This is a genomic window from Phyllobacterium sp. P30BS-XVII (assembly GCF_014138335.1).
Classification (GTDB): Bacteria; Pseudomonadota; Alphaproteobacteria; order Rhizobiales; family Rhizobiaceae; genus Phyllobacterium; species Phyllobacterium meliloti.
In genome coordinates this window covers 250,873-264,533 of the sequence record NZ_JACGXO010000001.1, presented here as the reverse complement: position 1 = coordinate 264,533, position 13,661 = coordinate 250,873, and the positions used below count along the sequence as shown (strand labels likewise).

Annotated in this window: 12 protein-coding genes; 6 read left to right on the top strand and 6 right to left on the bottom strand. The window is 57.6% G+C overall.

Annotated elements, in window-relative coordinates:
- Positions 1-33: 33 nt before the first annotated feature.
- Positions 34-2,481: an ATP-dependent helicase HrpB gene (hrpB, locus tag FHW17_RS01310; RefSeq protein ID WP_112528178.1), complete on the bottom strand. Its 2,448-nt coding sequence runs from the start codon at positions 2,479-2,481 to the stop codon at positions 34-36.
- 200 nt (positions 2,482-2,681) lie between these two features.
- On the opposite strand from hrpB, the gene FHW17_RS01305 reads away from it, so the two are divergent.
- From FHW17_RS01305 to fghA, 4 genes are read left to right on the top strand one after another with little or no spacing between them, the layout of a single operon-like run.
- A complete protein-coding gene (locus FHW17_RS01305) occupies positions 2,682-3,794 on the top strand; it encodes an S-(hydroxymethyl)glutathione dehydrogenase/class III alcohol dehydrogenase (protein WP_112528149.1) in 1,113 nt (370 codons plus the stop codon).
- Positions 3,794-4,267 carry a GNAT family N-acetyltransferase gene (locus FHW17_RS01300; protein WP_112528151.1) on the top strand — a complete coding sequence of 158 codons (474 nt, stop codon included), beginning with the start codon at positions 3,794-3,796 and terminating at the stop codon, positions 4,265-4,267. The genes FHW17_RS01305 and FHW17_RS01300 overlap by 1 nt, the downstream gene beginning before the upstream one ends.
- A 1-nt stretch (position 4,268) precedes the next feature.
- Positions 4,269-4,925, top strand: a complete 657-nt coding sequence (locus FHW17_RS01295; protein ID WP_112528153.1) for a DUF1345 domain-containing protein — start codon at positions 4,269-4,271, stop codon at positions 4,923-4,925.
- Between the two features lie 28 nt (positions 4,926-4,953).
- Entirely contained in the window at positions 4,954-5,787 is an 834-nt protein-coding gene (fghA, locus tag FHW17_RS01290) for an S-formylglutathione hydrolase (protein WP_112528154.1), read from the top strand.
- Here the strand turns inward: fghA and FHW17_RS01285 are convergent.
- Positions 5,784-6,536 (bottom strand): RES family NAD+ phosphorylase, encoded by a 753-nt coding sequence (locus FHW17_RS01285; protein ID WP_112528156.1) that lies wholly within the window; start codon positions 6,534-6,536, stop codon positions 5,784-5,786. The two genes, fghA and FHW17_RS01285, sit on opposite strands and share 4 nt — an antisense overlap.
- On the bottom strand, positions 6,496-6,879 hold the full coding sequence (locus FHW17_RS01280; RefSeq protein ID WP_091880126.1) for an MbcA/ParS/Xre antitoxin family protein: 384 nt from the start codon (positions 6,877-6,879) through the stop codon (positions 6,496-6,498). The genes FHW17_RS01285 and FHW17_RS01280 overlap by 41 nt, the downstream gene beginning before the upstream one ends.
- 1,081 nt (positions 6,880-7,960) lie before the next feature.
- On the opposite strand from FHW17_RS01280, the gene FHW17_RS01275 reads away from it, so the two are divergent.
- A complete protein-coding gene (locus FHW17_RS01275; RefSeq protein WP_182509048.1) occupies positions 7,961-8,455 on the top strand; it encodes a MarR family winged helix-turn-helix transcriptional regulator in 495 nt (164 codons plus the stop codon).
- A 511-nt stretch (positions 8,456-8,966) separates the two neighbouring features.
- On the opposite strand, the gene FHW17_RS01270 is transcribed toward FHW17_RS01275, so the two are convergent.
- A complete protein-coding gene (locus FHW17_RS01270) occupies positions 8,967-10,346 on the bottom strand; it encodes a cytochrome P450 (protein WP_182509047.1) in 1,380 nt (459 codons plus the stop codon).
- A 193-nt stretch (positions 10,347-10,539) separates the two neighbouring features.
- On the opposite strand from FHW17_RS01270, the gene gyrB reads away from it, so the two are divergent.
- Entirely contained in the window at positions 10,540-12,981 is a 2,442-nt protein-coding gene (gene gyrB, locus FHW17_RS01265) for a DNA topoisomerase (ATP-hydrolyzing) subunit B (RefSeq protein WP_112523953.1), read from the top strand.
- Positions 12,982-13,041: 60 nt separating this feature from the next.
- Here the strand turns inward: gyrB and FHW17_RS01260 are convergent, their stop codons facing one another.
- Together FHW17_RS01260 and FHW17_RS01255 are read right to left on the bottom strand one after the other, a co-directional pair.
- The gene (locus tag FHW17_RS01260; RefSeq protein ID WP_112523951.1) at positions 13,042-13,332 is read right to left on the bottom strand and encodes a HigA family addiction module antitoxin; all 291 of its coding nucleotides are present in this window, start codon (positions 13,330-13,332) and stop codon (positions 13,042-13,044) included.
- A gap of 9 nt (positions 13,333-13,341) precedes the next feature.
- Positions 13,342-13,620, bottom strand: coding sequence for a type II toxin-antitoxin system RelE/ParE family toxin (locus FHW17_RS01255; RefSeq protein ID WP_112523948.1), 279 nt, complete (start codon positions 13,618-13,620; stop codon positions 13,342-13,344).
- Between the last annotated feature and the right edge of the window lie 41 nt (positions 13,621-13,661).

Sequence of the window (13,661 nt, the reverse complement as noted above, 5' to 3'; positions counted from 1 at the left end):
GGGAATTCTCGTTTTACATCGTTGGTTACGGTTCTAGGTGCCGCGCGGCTTGGCACGGCTGGTGGGCAGGGCCTGCGCCGGGTCCTCTGGCCAGACATGTCTTGGGTAGCGACCGCGCATGTCGCTGCGCACGTCCGCCCACGAGCCTTTCCAGAACCCCGGCAGGTCCCGTGTAATCTGGATTGGCCGGTGTGCGGGGGAGAGAAGCTCGAGCAGCAGCGGGATTGTACCTTCAGCGATAGCAGGATGGGTGCCAAGCCCGAACAGTTCCTGCACACGCACCGCAAGAACAGGGTCATCGGCATCATAGCGGATGGGAATGTTCGATCCTGTTGGCACCTCGAAATGCGTTGGTGCCAATGCGTCGATCTTGCGCTGCAAATCGTAAGGCACCAGCGAGCGCAATCCCTCAATCAGCACATGTGTGGGTATCTGGTTGAGATTTGATGCGCCTGACAGGAATGGCAGCAGCCAGTCATCGAGTGTCGCGATGAGGTCTGCATCCGCCATGGATGGCCATGGAGCGCCAAGCCCCTTGTGCAACCATGCGAGCCGTCGCCGCAGGATCATCGTTTCTTTCGACCAGGGCAGGATATCGAGACCGTGATTGCGCACCGCTTCGACAACACCCTGATTGGCCTGTTCACCCGTGGGTGCGGGCAGGTTCTTTTCCGACAGCGCTATGGCGCCGATCCGGGTGGCATCGCGGGCCTGCAAGGCATTACGGGCAGCATCGTATGTAACCTGCTTTCCACTGACAATGCGATCCGCCAGCGCCGCGCGGATTTCCGTTTCGGATATTTCCGCGGCTGCCAGAATGCGGGCCTTTCCGGCCCGGCCTGCCAGATCGGCAACCACCAGCCATGGAGAGCGTGCCAGAGAGGTCGCCGCATCAACCTCGCCGCCGCGCCCATTGGCCAGCGTGAACTGGCCATTGCCGCGCGATTTGGCGATACGATCAGGATAGGCATCGATGAGCAGGCGTCCGACGCTATCAGGCTCTGCTTGATGGGCTGCATCGCGTCCAGCCAGCCGTTTGGCGAGGCCGCGTGCCCGTGTTGCACGGTCGCCGCGTTCGCGCTGGAAGCGGGAAAGACGCACATCAAGGTCGATATCATTGCCGCCAAGCCCGCGTTCGGTCAGAAGCACGGCAATTTCCGCCGCGCGCAGGGATTGTCCGCGTTCGCGCGCGGTCAGCACCATATGCGCCAGACGTGCCGGCAGGGCGAGGGCACGCATGGCATTGCCCATCTGGGTGATACGGTCGCCGTCCAGTGCGCCAAGGTTTTCAAGCAGAGCCTTGGCTTCCTTGATGGCGGGCGCTGGCGGCAAATCCAGAAATGACAGGCTGCGCGGATCAACAACGCCCCATGCCGCACAATCAAGCACCAGCCCGGTAAGGTCAGCCTCCAGAATCTCCGGCGGCGCGAATGCTTCCAGTGCCGCCGTCTGTTCAGCCCGCCACAGGCGCAATGCGATACCCGCTTCCGTGCGCCCCGCGCGTCCCGCCCGCTGATCCACCGCTGCCCGGGCAGCGCGCACAGTTTCCAACCGGGTCAGGCCGGTTGCCGGTTCGAATTTCGGCAGGCGCGCAAGGCCGCTGTCGATGACAACGCGCACGCCGTCGATGGTGATTGACGTCTCGGCAATGGAGGTGGCCAGCACCACCTTGCGCTTGCCCGCAGGCGCAGGCTTGATTGCCGCGTCCTGATCACGGCCCTCAAGCGCGCCATAAAGCGGCACGATCATCGTATCCGCGCCGACACGTCCTTCCAGCGCTCCGGCAGTTCGCTCGATCTCGCGCTGGCCGGGCAGAAACGCCAGGATGCTTCCGGTCTCGGTCGCCAGCGTATCGCGGATCGCCTTGGCCATGGCATCTTCGATTTTTTCATCCGGCTTGCGCTCGCGATAGCGTGTTTCGATGGGGAAAGATCGGCCTTTGCTTTCCAGCACGGGCGCATTGCCCAGAAGCTGCGCAACGCGCGCGCCATCAAGTGTTGCCGACATCACCAGAAGTTTCAGGTCCGGTCGCAAGGCTGCCTGCACATCAAGCGCCAGCGCCAGCCCGAAATCCGCATCGAGACTGCGCTCGTGGAATTCATCGAACAGCACCACAGCAACATCTTTCAGATCAGGATCATCAAGAATCATACGGGCAAAAACGCCTTCGGTCACAACCAGAATGCGTGTCCTCGCCGAAACCTTGTTCTCAAGCCGCATGCGATAGCCAACGGTCGCGCCGACCGCCTCGCCAAGCAGGCTGGCAATGCGGCTTGCCGCTGCCCGCGCCGCGAGACGGCGCGGTTCGAGCAGGATAATGGTGCGCTCGCCGCGCCAGCTGGCATTAAGCAGATGCAGGGGAATGAGCGTTGTCTTGCCCGCACCGGGCGGCGCAACGACAACCGCCGCATGACCACCTGCCAGTGCTTCATCCAGCGCTGGAAAAATCTCGGTAACGGGCAGGAGAGGCAGATCGGGCACGGGCAAAATCCAAGGATGAAATGTCAGGCCGTTTTGACAAGGTTTACCGCCGCAAGTCCATAGCCTTGTGCCTCCCTCCCAGCCGGTTGTCCTGATCGGCGACGGGAAATGTCGCCGATTTGATTGACGACACCGGCTATCATCCTGCACAACTGCAAATCAGTATACCGCACTTAAAAGACGCATCAGGGAGAGTTTGAATGAAATCGCGCGCCGCCGTTGCCTGGGAAGCCAAGAAGCCGCTGACCATCGAGACAATCGAGATTGGTGGACCCAAGCCGGGCGAGGTTCTGGTGGAAGTCATGGCCACCGGCGTGTGCCATACGGACGCTTACACACTCTCCGGGCTTGATTCCGAAGGCAAATTTCCCGCCATTCTTGGCCATGAAGGCGCAGGCATTGTGCGCGAACTCGGCGCCGGCGTCACGTCGCTGAAAGTCGGTGATCATGTCATCCCGCTTTACACGCCGGAATGCCGCCAGTGCAAAACCTGCCTGTCGCAGCGCTCCAATCTCTGCACCTCGATTCGCTCGACGCAGGGGCAAGGCGTTATGCCCGATGGCACCAGCCGCTTTTCCTGCGATGGCGGTGAAGTGTTCCATTATATGGGCTGCTCGACCTTCTCCAATTTCACCATTCTGCCGGAGATCGCCTTGGCGAAAGTGCGCGAGGACGCGCCCTTCGACAAGATTTGCTATATTGGCTGCGGCGTAACGACGGGCATTGGCGCGGTTATCTATACGGGCAAGGTCTGGCCCGGTGCGAATGTGGTTGTCTTCGGTCTTGGCGGCATCGGCCTCAATGTCATTCAGGGTGCGCGCATGGTGGGTGCGGACAAGATCATCGGCGTTGATCTCAATCCGGCCAAGGCGCAGATGGCCAAAAAATTCGGTATGACCCATTTCGTCAATCCCAATGAAGTGGGCAATGACAAGGTTGTACAGGCCATTCAGGATTTGACCGATGGCGGCGCGGATTTCTCCTTCGATGCTACCGGAAACACAAACGTGATGCGGCAGGCCCTGGAATGCTGCCATCGTGGTTGGGGCACCAGCATTGTCATTGGTGTTGCGGAAGCGGGCAAGGAAATCGCAACCCGGCCATTCCAGCTTGTCACCGGGCGCAACTGGCGCGGTACGGCCTTCGGCGGCGCACGCGGACGCACGGACGTTCCGAAAATCGTCGACTGGTACATGGAAGGCAAGATCGAGATTGACTCGCTCATCACCCACACCATGCCGCTCGATGAAATCAACACCGCCTTCGATCTGATGCATGACGGCAAGTCGATCCGCTCGGTTGTGGTCTTCTGATGAACCCTGCCGATTACACGGTGGATGTGCGCGGGATTGATGAATTCAGCCCGCGTGATCTCTATGCCATGCTGCGCATGCGGGTTGACGTGTTCATTGTCGAGCAGAAATGCCCCTATCCGGAATTGGATGGCAAGGATATTGAGGCGCTGCATCTCAGGCTTTTCAGCGGTGATGAGCTGGTGGCAAGCGCCCGTCTGCGCCAGCCGCATGGCGCTGGCAGCGATGCACGTATTGGCCGGGTCGTCGTCTCGCCTGTTCATCGCGGCAAGCGGCTGGGTGACCGGTTGATGGCGGAGGCGATTGCCGAATGTGAGCGGCGCTACCCGGATAGTCCTATTGCTTTGTCCGCCCAAAGCCATTTGCAGCGATTCTACGAATCCTTTGGCTTTTTGCCGGTTTCCGGGGAATATCTCGAAGACAATATTCCTCATGTGGATATGCAAAGGCCGCTGACGGCCAAAGCGGGGTAGGATGTTGATATTGCGGCGGCACAATCCCTTCTATCTTGCAGCGATTATCGGCATTGCGGCGCTGGTGCTTTCGCTCGCATTCTACCCGCGCCTTGCCTATGTGATCGGGGCAAATGCTTTTTTCATCGTCTATCTCGTGCTCTCCGCGTTCAAGATTCACCGTCTGACGGCAGCCTTTCTCAGGAAAAACGCCGCCCGTTCCGATGAGCCGATCTGGATCATTTTTGCCGTGACATTCTGCACGGTTGTCGTGGCTGTGGGCTCGCTTTTCGTGCTGATCAACAGTGAGAAAAACCCGCATTTGCTGGATCTTTCGCTGGCATTGGCTGCAGTGCCGCTTGGCTGGTTCACTATTCATATGATGACAGCCATCCATTATGCGCATCTTTACTGGCAGCCGGATGAGACGGCGGAAGGGGCAAAGGACGCGCCGCGCAAACATGTGGGCGGTCTGGATTTTCCCGGCGAAAAGGAACCCGGCGGCATCGAGTTTCTCTATTTTTCCTTCGTCATCGGCATGACAGCGCAGACCTCGGATACCGCTGTCACCAGCACCGAAATGCGCAAGGTCAATCTCTTGCACGCCATTGTTTCGTTCTTTTTCAACACCGTTCTTGTGGCGGCAGCGGTGAATGTCGCCGTCTCGCTCGGCCAATAATCAACGCATAAATCTCACGGGAATTGTCATGGAAACGCTATCGATCGCCAAAAGTTTTGACGGTACGCAAGGGGTCTATCGTCATCGCAGCGATGCCTGCCAATGCGACATGACCTTTGCGGTTTTCCTGCCGCCGCAGGCCAAGGATGGCCCGGTGCCGGTGCTGTGGTATCTGTCGGGCCTCACCTGCACCCACCAGAATGTCATGGACAAGGGCGAATATCGCCGTGCCGCCGCCGAGCATGGCGTTGCCATTATCTGCCCGGATACCAGCCCGCGCGGCGAGCATGTGCCCGACGAAACGGACAATTGGCAATTTGGTAAGGGCGCCGGCTTTTATCTCGATGCGACGCAGGCGCCCTATGCCACCAATTATCGCATGGCTAGTTATATCGCTGAGGAATTGCCTGCGTTGATCGCCGCTAATTTCCCCGTAGATATGGCGCGTCAGGGCATTTTCGGCCACTCCATGGGCGGGCATGGCGCGATCACGCTGGCGCTCAAAAACCCTGGCCGATTCGGGTCCGTATCGGCCTTTGCACCCATTACCCGTCCGGGCGTTGCGGGCTGGTCACGTCCCGCTTTTGAGAAATATCTTGGCACGGATCAGGCGGCTTGGCGCGCCTATGACAGCGTGCTGTTAATTGAGGATGGCCACCGGGTGCCCGAATTGCTGGTGGATCAGGGCAAGGCCGATGGTTTTCTCGATGATGGCCTGCGTCCATGGCTGCTTGAAGTCGCCTGCAAGCGCGCCGGTATTCCGCTGACGCTGAACATGCGCGATGGCTATGACCATTCCTATTTCTTCATCTCGACCTTCATGGCCGATCACATCGCCTGGCATGCGGCGCGGCTTGGCTAGAGCCGTGCCATGCGTGGATCATTGGCAAAAATCGCACGGCTGAAGCCGAGCCGGATATCAGGCTGATCGCAAATGGCTTTGACGCCATAATCGGAAAACACCAGCCGCCATGTCGTCGTATGCGTCGGCCGGGGCATGGCAAAGGCGGCGCAGGAGAGCAGCGCGAGATTGGCACCGCCCGATGGATCGCGCACCGACTTGTAGCGGATAATCTCGATTTCAGCCTCATGCGCCGCATCGGCAAGCGCAAGACAGGCCGAGTAATCGGACAGGTGCGTCCAGTGCTCCGCATGCTGCACAAAGGGCGCAGCCATCAGATCGATGCCGCGCTTGGTGGCATAGCGGGCTTCAAATGCGGTGAATTCCAGCGCATTGCGCGGCCAAGGCGTACCGGGGCTCTCGCTGAAAAACAGCAGCCGGTAGAAGGCTGTTTCCGCAACGGCTGTCTCCACCACTTCGCTGGCATAGAACACGCCGGGGGAATAGCCCTCGCGCCGGAAGCGCGAATTGCCGGGATAGCGGCCATAGCGGAACGGCGTTGCCAGCAGATAATCGAGATGCACACAGGCTTGCGGCAGCGGTGGTTTGGTCGCCTCGATCTCGTCTTCAAGCAGAGCCTGCTCGTCGAGCGTATCGACAAGTTTCATGGTGGAAACGCGGTGCTGGGCTTCAACAAGACGCCAGCAGGCGCCGTGTCTGTCGCGCGCCTCAGATCGGAGCGCGTCGGGCGTCCAGATAGGCGAGGACATGGGCGAGACCGTCAATGGTTTTGATGCGGTTGAGCGGCTTGCCGCCAAGCATGCTGTTGTCAGTGCGTATCCAGTGCCGGGCGACGGTATCGTCACCACCAACAATGGCGTCGAGGGAGCGGTAAAGACGGATGAACAGGAGCGCCAGTTCGTAACTCTTGCCGGTCAGCGGCGTGCCGTCCTCACTGCGCTTCAGGCGTGATATGGTCGGCTCCGACAATCCAACCACTGTTGACAGCTCCTTGGCGGTCAGCCCGAGCAATTCCGCCGAGCGCAGCAAAGCTTTTGAGACAACCGCAGTCTTGCTGGAGCGTTCCGGTGTGCGTTGTGTGAGTGCCGACATAATCATACCTTTCATCTGAAAGGAATATAGCGTTTATTTCATGTGAAATCAATTGGTGGGATTATTGTTTGTCAAGAAAGAGTGTCGGGGGTTTCTGCCATTGGGTCGAGACATTCACCCCCCCCTGTCCTGTCGGACTACCGGGGCGAGCCACGGGTCTCGCCCGTCCTTCGGACCCCCTACAAGAGGGGAGATCACATTGGCATCAATGCCTTTGCACAACCGGAAATGTTTCAGATTGTGCAAAGGCCGTAATGGTGGCTGATATCCCCCTTGTGGGGATGTAACGTTAATCGCCAAGGTTGCAAAACTTGGCTCCCTGCAACCCTCTCTCTCCGTCATCCTCGGGCTTGACCCGAGGACCATGATCGAGAAGCACGATAATTGTAGTCGTTCCTTCCCCTTTGTCGTGGGTCCTCGGGTCAAGCCCGAGGATGACGGAGAGGGTTGAGGTGTCGGGAGCGATAGTCTGCAACCTTTGCATTGCAGAACCATCGTTGCGCCCTTCGACAAGCTCAGGATGAGGGGTTTGGTTTGATTGCAAAACCAATCTCTATCATTGCAGACCTTGGCTCCCTTACCCTCCCACTACGTGGGGAGGGTCGCTGCGCAGCAGCGGGGTGGGGGCCCAACTGCTCGGACATCACGATTCAACCGGTGTACCAATTCATCCCCCGAACCTTCGGTTCGACCCTCCCCACCTTGGGGGAGAGTAAGGTGGTGCCTGTTCTAGTCTTTGTGAGAGCACAGCGTCTCAAAAGATTCGAAAATTACCAAAGAGATTGGTTTTTCTAACGATCTGATGAGACGTGCTTCCGAGATGCTTCCAAACTGAAATAAAGCCTTTGTACAAGGAACAACACCATTGCCGCTCCGATACCTGCACGGCAATAAGTAAGCAATATCAGTTGGTTATCCGCATATTGATGTTTGGCTTGTTGATGCTGCGTCATTTATGGGGTCTCCCGCTTTTCCGTGGGATAAAAATGAATTAAAATCCTAAATATATAAATGTATGCAACACACATATATATGGATACAGATGAATTCACAACTGGTAAATTTACTGGGAGCCCTGGCATTGGCACTTGCCGATGCGCAGATTGAAGCTGTGCAGAAAAGCAGTGGTGTCGGAACCGCTGGTTGCGCGACTCTGGTGGCATTGGGTCATTATCCCAATCTGACGCTCCGGGACATTGCGACCATTGCCGGGCTCAGCCATTCCGTGATCGTGCGAACGGTTGAGGTGCTTGTCAGCGCCGGTCTTGTTATCAAAGCATCGGGCAAGGACAAGCGTGAAGTAACGCCGCAACTTACCCCTGAAGGACAACGCATTCGCGAGGCTTTGATCAACGCCCGTGCGGCGGTGCTTGACAAAGCACTCGTTAACCTGTCGCCGCAAAAGCAGGATGTTCTGCACGGTCTGGTGTCGGAAATGCTGGAAAACCTGACAATCGATCGCGATCAATCTGATCATCTTTGCAGACTGTGCGATGAAGCAGCCTGTGGGCCGGATTGTCCCGTTGAGATGAAGGTGCAGAGAATGAACGGCATTGATCGCGGAATGAACCACTGAGTTCAGATGAGATCGCAAAGATTGCAGAAGGGTGTGCGTGGTTCGTGGTTCGACAAGCTCACCATGAGGGAGAGTGAGGATGCAACGCTAATCGTTGAGATTGCAGCACATAAAGGTGCAGCGCTAAGGTTGCAGAACGAAGGGTGCAGAACTCAGCTCCCTGAAACCCATCCCTCTCCGTCATCCTCAGTCCTCGGGTTTAACCGGAGGATGACCCGAGGACCATGATCGAGAAGCACGAAAAATTGTAGTCGTTCCTTCCTTCCCCTTTGTCGTGGGTCCTCGGGTCAAGCCCGAGGATGACGGAGCGGGTTAAGGTGATGACGAAGAGGATTGAGATGTCCGGAGCGATAGTCTGCAACCTTTGCGCTGCAACACCTGTGATCTGCAATCTTTGCGATTAGCATTGCATCCTCACTCTCCCTCATGGTGAGCCTGTCGAACCACGAACCACGGTGATGCAGCGCCCTGTTAAAGACTTAGATATTCCGAAAGACATTCACTTTCCATCCTACCTCCGCGCCGTAACAGCCATGGGTAAGCCGCCATCGGGTTGGGTGGTCAGCTTCTGCACCGGCCATGGCTTACCTGCGCCAACCGTATCAAAGCGGAAACGGTGCAGCAGTATTGCCAGTGCGATAATTGCTTCCTGCAGGGCAAAGCTGGCGCCGATGCACACGCGCGGCCCTGCGCCAAACGGCAGATACTGAAAACGGTCAATCTTGTCGCGATTATCCGGGTGGAAGCGCGCGGGTATGAAAGCCTCGGGGTTGTCCCAATAGAGCCGGTGGCGATGCACCGTCCACGGCATGACGAGAATAGCCGAGCCCTTGGGGATAAACAGGTCCTTGTACTGATCGTCTTCCACCGGCTCGCGATTGATCGAGGGTGCGGGCGGATAAAGCCGCATGGCCTCCTCAAATGCGGCGCGGGTGAGTGGCAGGGCGTTCAGCCAATCATGCGGCGCGGGCAAAGGGTCCTGCTGCATGAAGGCATCGATTTCCTGCTCGATCAGGTCGCGCTCCCATGGCGCCTGTGCCAGCAGATAAAGCGTCCAACCAAGCGCGCGCGCTGTGGTTTCATGCCCGGCGCCGATGAAGGTGATGATGTTGTCTTCGATCTCGGCGCGTGACAGCCCCTCCGGCCCTTCCGCCCGCAGAAGCAGCGTGAGGAAATCATTGGGAACCTTGTCGCCATCCCGGTCCATCCGTGCCTTGCACAGGACAATGGTCTCGGCAACGATCTTGCGAAAGAAAGCCAGCGCCCGGCGCCCGCGTATCTGGGTAAAGCGCGGCAGCCAGCTCGGCGCGCCGAGAAGGTCAAGCGGGTCGACGCGGCCCATTGTCTCGAACAGCCGGTCAACCTCATGGGCAAACTGATCCGCTTCCCCGGCGATTTCGCCTGAAAATAAAGTCTCCGCCAGAATGTCATAGGTGAGCATCGTCATGTCGCGGGAGACATCGACGGTGCCCGCCACGCTTTCATAGCGCTCGGCAAAGTTTTCGGTCGTTCGCTTCATCGCCTCGGCAAAGCCATTGATGTGGCGGGGGGTGAAAACCGGGGCCATGGCCTTGCGCGATCGCTTCCATGTTTCGCCTTCGGCAGTCAAAAGTCCGTCACGCAGGATCGGGCGCAGAATACGCTGGCGCACTGCCGCCATTTTGTAGTTCCTGGCATTGTCGACAAGCACATGCCGGATCAATCCGGGATCATTGGCGATGATCGTATGCTGGAACGCCCAATCGATTGATACCCACGGATCATTGTATGAGGGCTCGCCCCATAATTCGAGCGGATTGCGGTAAATGGTGCGGATTAGCTCGATCGTACCGACCGGTCCCGTACGCGGTACAGGGGCAGGGGGAATGAATGCGGTTCTGACAGTGTCCATTTGGCAGCCTCCAGAGCCACGATGTGGGTATAATTATTCCCAATGTCCACTAATTTAGCCATCATCCGTGGATAGCTTGGTGCTCAAGAATTGGAAAAACCTACATTAACCACTATATCTAAGTCTGTAACCGGGCATGATTCGCCCGGGTCCTTCACGCCAGTTTACGGCGCCAAGAAAAGATTGAATTTATATGAGTGATACACCTGAGATGACGACCGGAACTTCACCGGAATATGGTGCGGATTCCATCAAGGTTCTCAAGGGGTTGGATGCTGTTCGCAAACGCCCGGGCATGTATATCGGTGACACGGACGATGGTTCCGGCTTGCACCACATGGTTTACGAAGTCGTGGACAACGCAATTGACGAGGCACTTGCCGGTCATGCGACCCGCGTCACCGTGACGCTCAATCCCGATGGTTCCTGCACCGTTACGGATAACGGGCGCGGGATTCCCACAGATATGCACGAAGAAGGCGTCTCCGCCGCCGAGGTCATCATGACCCAGCTGCATGCGGGCGGTAAATTCGACCAGAATTCCTACAAAGTGTCGGGTGGTCTGCATGGCGTCGGTGTTTCCGTGGTCAATGCGCTATCGGTGTGGCTGCGCCTGAAGGTTCGCCGTCAGGGCAAGATCCACGAAATGAGCTTCACCCATGGTGTTGCCGATGCTCCGCTGGAGATAACGGGCGACTCGAATGGCGAGACGGGCACGGAAGTGTCCTTCCTGCCATCGACAGAGACCTTCACCATGGTCGAATTTGATTTCAAGACGCTGGAGCATCGCTTGCGCGAGCTTGCGTTCCTGAATTCGGGTGTCCGCATCCTTCTGGCTGATCGCCGTCATGCTGATCCGGTTGATCTCGAGCTGTTCTATGAGGGCGGACTGACCGCCTATGTCAAATATCTCGACCGTACCAAGAAGGAACTGGTCAGCGAGCCGATTTACATTCGCGGCGAGCGCGATGACACCACGGTGGAAGTCGCCATGTGGTGGAACGACAGCTACCATGAGAACGTGCTCTGCTTCACCAACAACATTCCGCAGCGCGATGGCGGCACGCACCTTGCCGGTTTCCGGGGTGCGCTGACGCGCCAGATGACCGGTTATGCCGAAACGTCCGGGCAGGCCAAGAAGGCAAAGGTTACACTGACAGGCGATGATTGCCGCGAAGGGTTAACTGCCGTTCTCTCGGTAAAAGTTCCCGATCCGAAATTCTCGTCGCAGACCAAGGACAAGCTCGTTTCGTCGGAAGTCCGCGCGGTCGTCGAAAGCCTCGTCAACGAGGCGCTGTCGAGCTGGCTTGAAGAGCATCCGGCTGAGGGTAAGGTTCTGGTGGAGAAGGTCATTCAGGCCGCCTCCGCCCGTGAAGCTGCGCGTAAAGCGCGTGACATTACCCGCAAGAACTCGCTCAGCATCAGTTCATTGCCGGGCAAGCTTGCCGATTGTCAGGAACGCGATCCGGCCAAGTCGGAAATCTTCATCGTCGAGGGTGATTCCGCCGGTGGTTCCGCCAAGGGCGGGCGTTCGCGGCAGAATCAGGCGATCCTGCCGCTGCGTGGTAAGATTCTCAACGTCGAGCGCGTCAAGCTTGACCGTATGCTCTCCTCCGACCAGATCGGCACGCTGATTCTGGCGCTGGGAACCAGCATCGGCAAGGATGAATTCAATCCGGACAAGCTGCGCTACCACAAGATCATCATCATGACCGACGCCGACGTCGATGGCGCGCATATTCGCACGCTGTTGCTGACGTTCTTCTTCCGCCAGATGCCTGAATTGATCGAGCGTGGCCATATCTATATTGCCCAGCCACCACTTTATAAGGTGTCCCGCGGCAAGTCCTCGCAATACATCAAGAACGAATCGGCTTTTGAGGAATTCCTGATTGATTCGGGACTGGAAGAGGCGTCGCTGGAATTGACCAGTGGTGAAGTACGCGCCGGGACTGATCTACGGGCTGTCATCAATGATGCACTGGCCGTTCGGCATCTGCTTTTGGGCCTTAATACCCGTTACGATCGTGCCGTTGTGGAACAGGCGACCATCGCAGGAGCCCTCAATCCGGAAGCCATTTCCGATACGCCGCGCGCTGAATTGCTGGTGAAGGAAGTTGCTGCCCGCCTCGATCTGATCGCCGAAGAAACGGAAAAGGGCTGGACCGGCCGCCTCGCAACGCCTGACGATGGTGTTGATGGTTACGTTCTGGAGCGCTCGCTGCGCGGTGTAAAGGAAACTGTGACACTCGATATGGCTTTGATCGGTTCTGCCGATGCACGCCAGCTCGACCGCTACTCGCCGCGTCTGCAGGAAGTCTACGGCAAGCCGCCGGTTCTGCGCCGCAAGGAAAAGGTCGAAACGCTTGCCGGGCCAAGCACGCTGCTGGAAGCGGTCTTCGCCACGGGGCGCAAGGGCCTGTCACTGCAGCGCTATAAGGGTCTGGGCGAAATGAATGCCGACCAGTTGTGGGAAACCACACTGGATCCGAATGCGCGCTCACTGCTGCAGGTCAAGGTCAATGATGCGACGGATGCCGACAGCCTGTTCTCAAGGCTGATGGGCGATGATGTCGAGCCACGGCGCGAATTCATTCAGGACAATGCGCTGAGCGTCGCCAATCTGGACGTGTAAGGTTTCCAGTGAAATCCACTGCGGGCGTTGTCGTCAGGCAACTGCCCGCAGCTTTATACGTCAAGCTGCTCTTGGGGGCTGAATGGTCTTGATTACAGGACGTTTTAGTTCGCGCGCTTGAGCGAGATCATAGTTCATCTGCATGTTCAGCCAGAACTTGGCTTCGCTAACGCCAGCGGCTTCCAGACGCAAGGCTAGTTCGGGGCTGATCGCCGCGTGTCCATTGAGGACCCGCGAGAGTGCCGGTCTCGACATGTTTAGCCGCAACGCTGCCTCGCTGACGCTCATGCCAAGCGGTTCGAACACCGTTTCTTTTAGAACTGTTCCCGGATGTGCTGGGTTTTTCATCATGGTTTGTCCCTAGTGGTAATCCAGATAATCGACCAGCTCGACGTTCCGTCGGTTGAAGCGGAAGATGACACGCCAGTTGCCATTTACCCAGATTGACCAGTGCCCTTTCATTTCGCCTTTGAGAGGATGCAGCTTGAATGCTGGCAGTCTCAATTGTTCCGGTGTTTCCGCAGCATCCAACGCTGTTAGGATTAGTGTTAGTTTGGGTGAATGTGCAGCTTGTATACCGCGTGTCGATCCTTTCCAGTAGAAGCCTTCAAGGCCCTTGTGCCGGAAACTGGTGATCATGTCGTAGTGTACTGCGTAACGGTACACATTACAATGGGGAA

What these genes read in the sequence shown, in the direction of transcription:
- FHW17_RS01305 (WP_112528149.1), top strand. Translation starts at nt 2,682, where the DNA reads ATGAAATCGCGCGCCGCCGTTGCCTGGGAAGCCAAGAAGCCGCTGACC.
- FHW17_RS01300 (WP_112528151.1), top strand. Translation starts at nt 3,794, where the DNA reads ATGAACCCTGCCGATTACACGGTGGATGTGCGCGGGATTGATGAATTC.
- FHW17_RS01295 (WP_112528153.1), top strand. Translation starts at nt 4,269, where the DNA reads ATGTTGATATTGCGGCGGCACAATCCCTTCTATCTTGCAGCGATTATC.
- fghA (WP_112528154.1), top strand. Translation starts at nt 4,954, where the DNA reads ATGGAAACGCTATCGATCGCCAAAAGTTTTGACGGTACGCAAGGGGTC.
- FHW17_RS01285 (WP_112528156.1), bottom strand. Translation starts at nt 6,536, where the DNA reads ATGTCCTCGCCTATCTGGACGCCCGACGCGCTCCGATCTGAGGCGCGC.
- FHW17_RS01280 (WP_091880126.1), bottom strand. Translation starts at nt 6,879, where the DNA reads ATGTCGGCACTCACACAACGCACACCGGAACGCTCCAGCAAGACTGCG.
- FHW17_RS01270 (WP_182509047.1), bottom strand. Translation starts at nt 10,346, where the DNA reads ATGGACACTGTCAGAACCGCATTCATTCCCCCTGCCCCTGTACCGCGT.
- gyrB (WP_112523953.1), top strand. Translation starts at nt 10,540, where the DNA reads ATGAGTGATACACCTGAGATGACGACCGGAACTTCACCGGAATATGGT.
- FHW17_RS01260 (WP_112523951.1), bottom strand. Translation starts at nt 13,332, where the DNA reads ATGATGAAAAACCCAGCACATCCGGGAACAGTTCTAAAAGAAACGGTG.
- FHW17_RS01255 (WP_112523948.1), bottom strand. Translation starts at nt 13,620, where the DNA reads ATGATCACCAGTTTCCGGCACAAGGGCCTTGAAGGCTTCTACTGGAAA.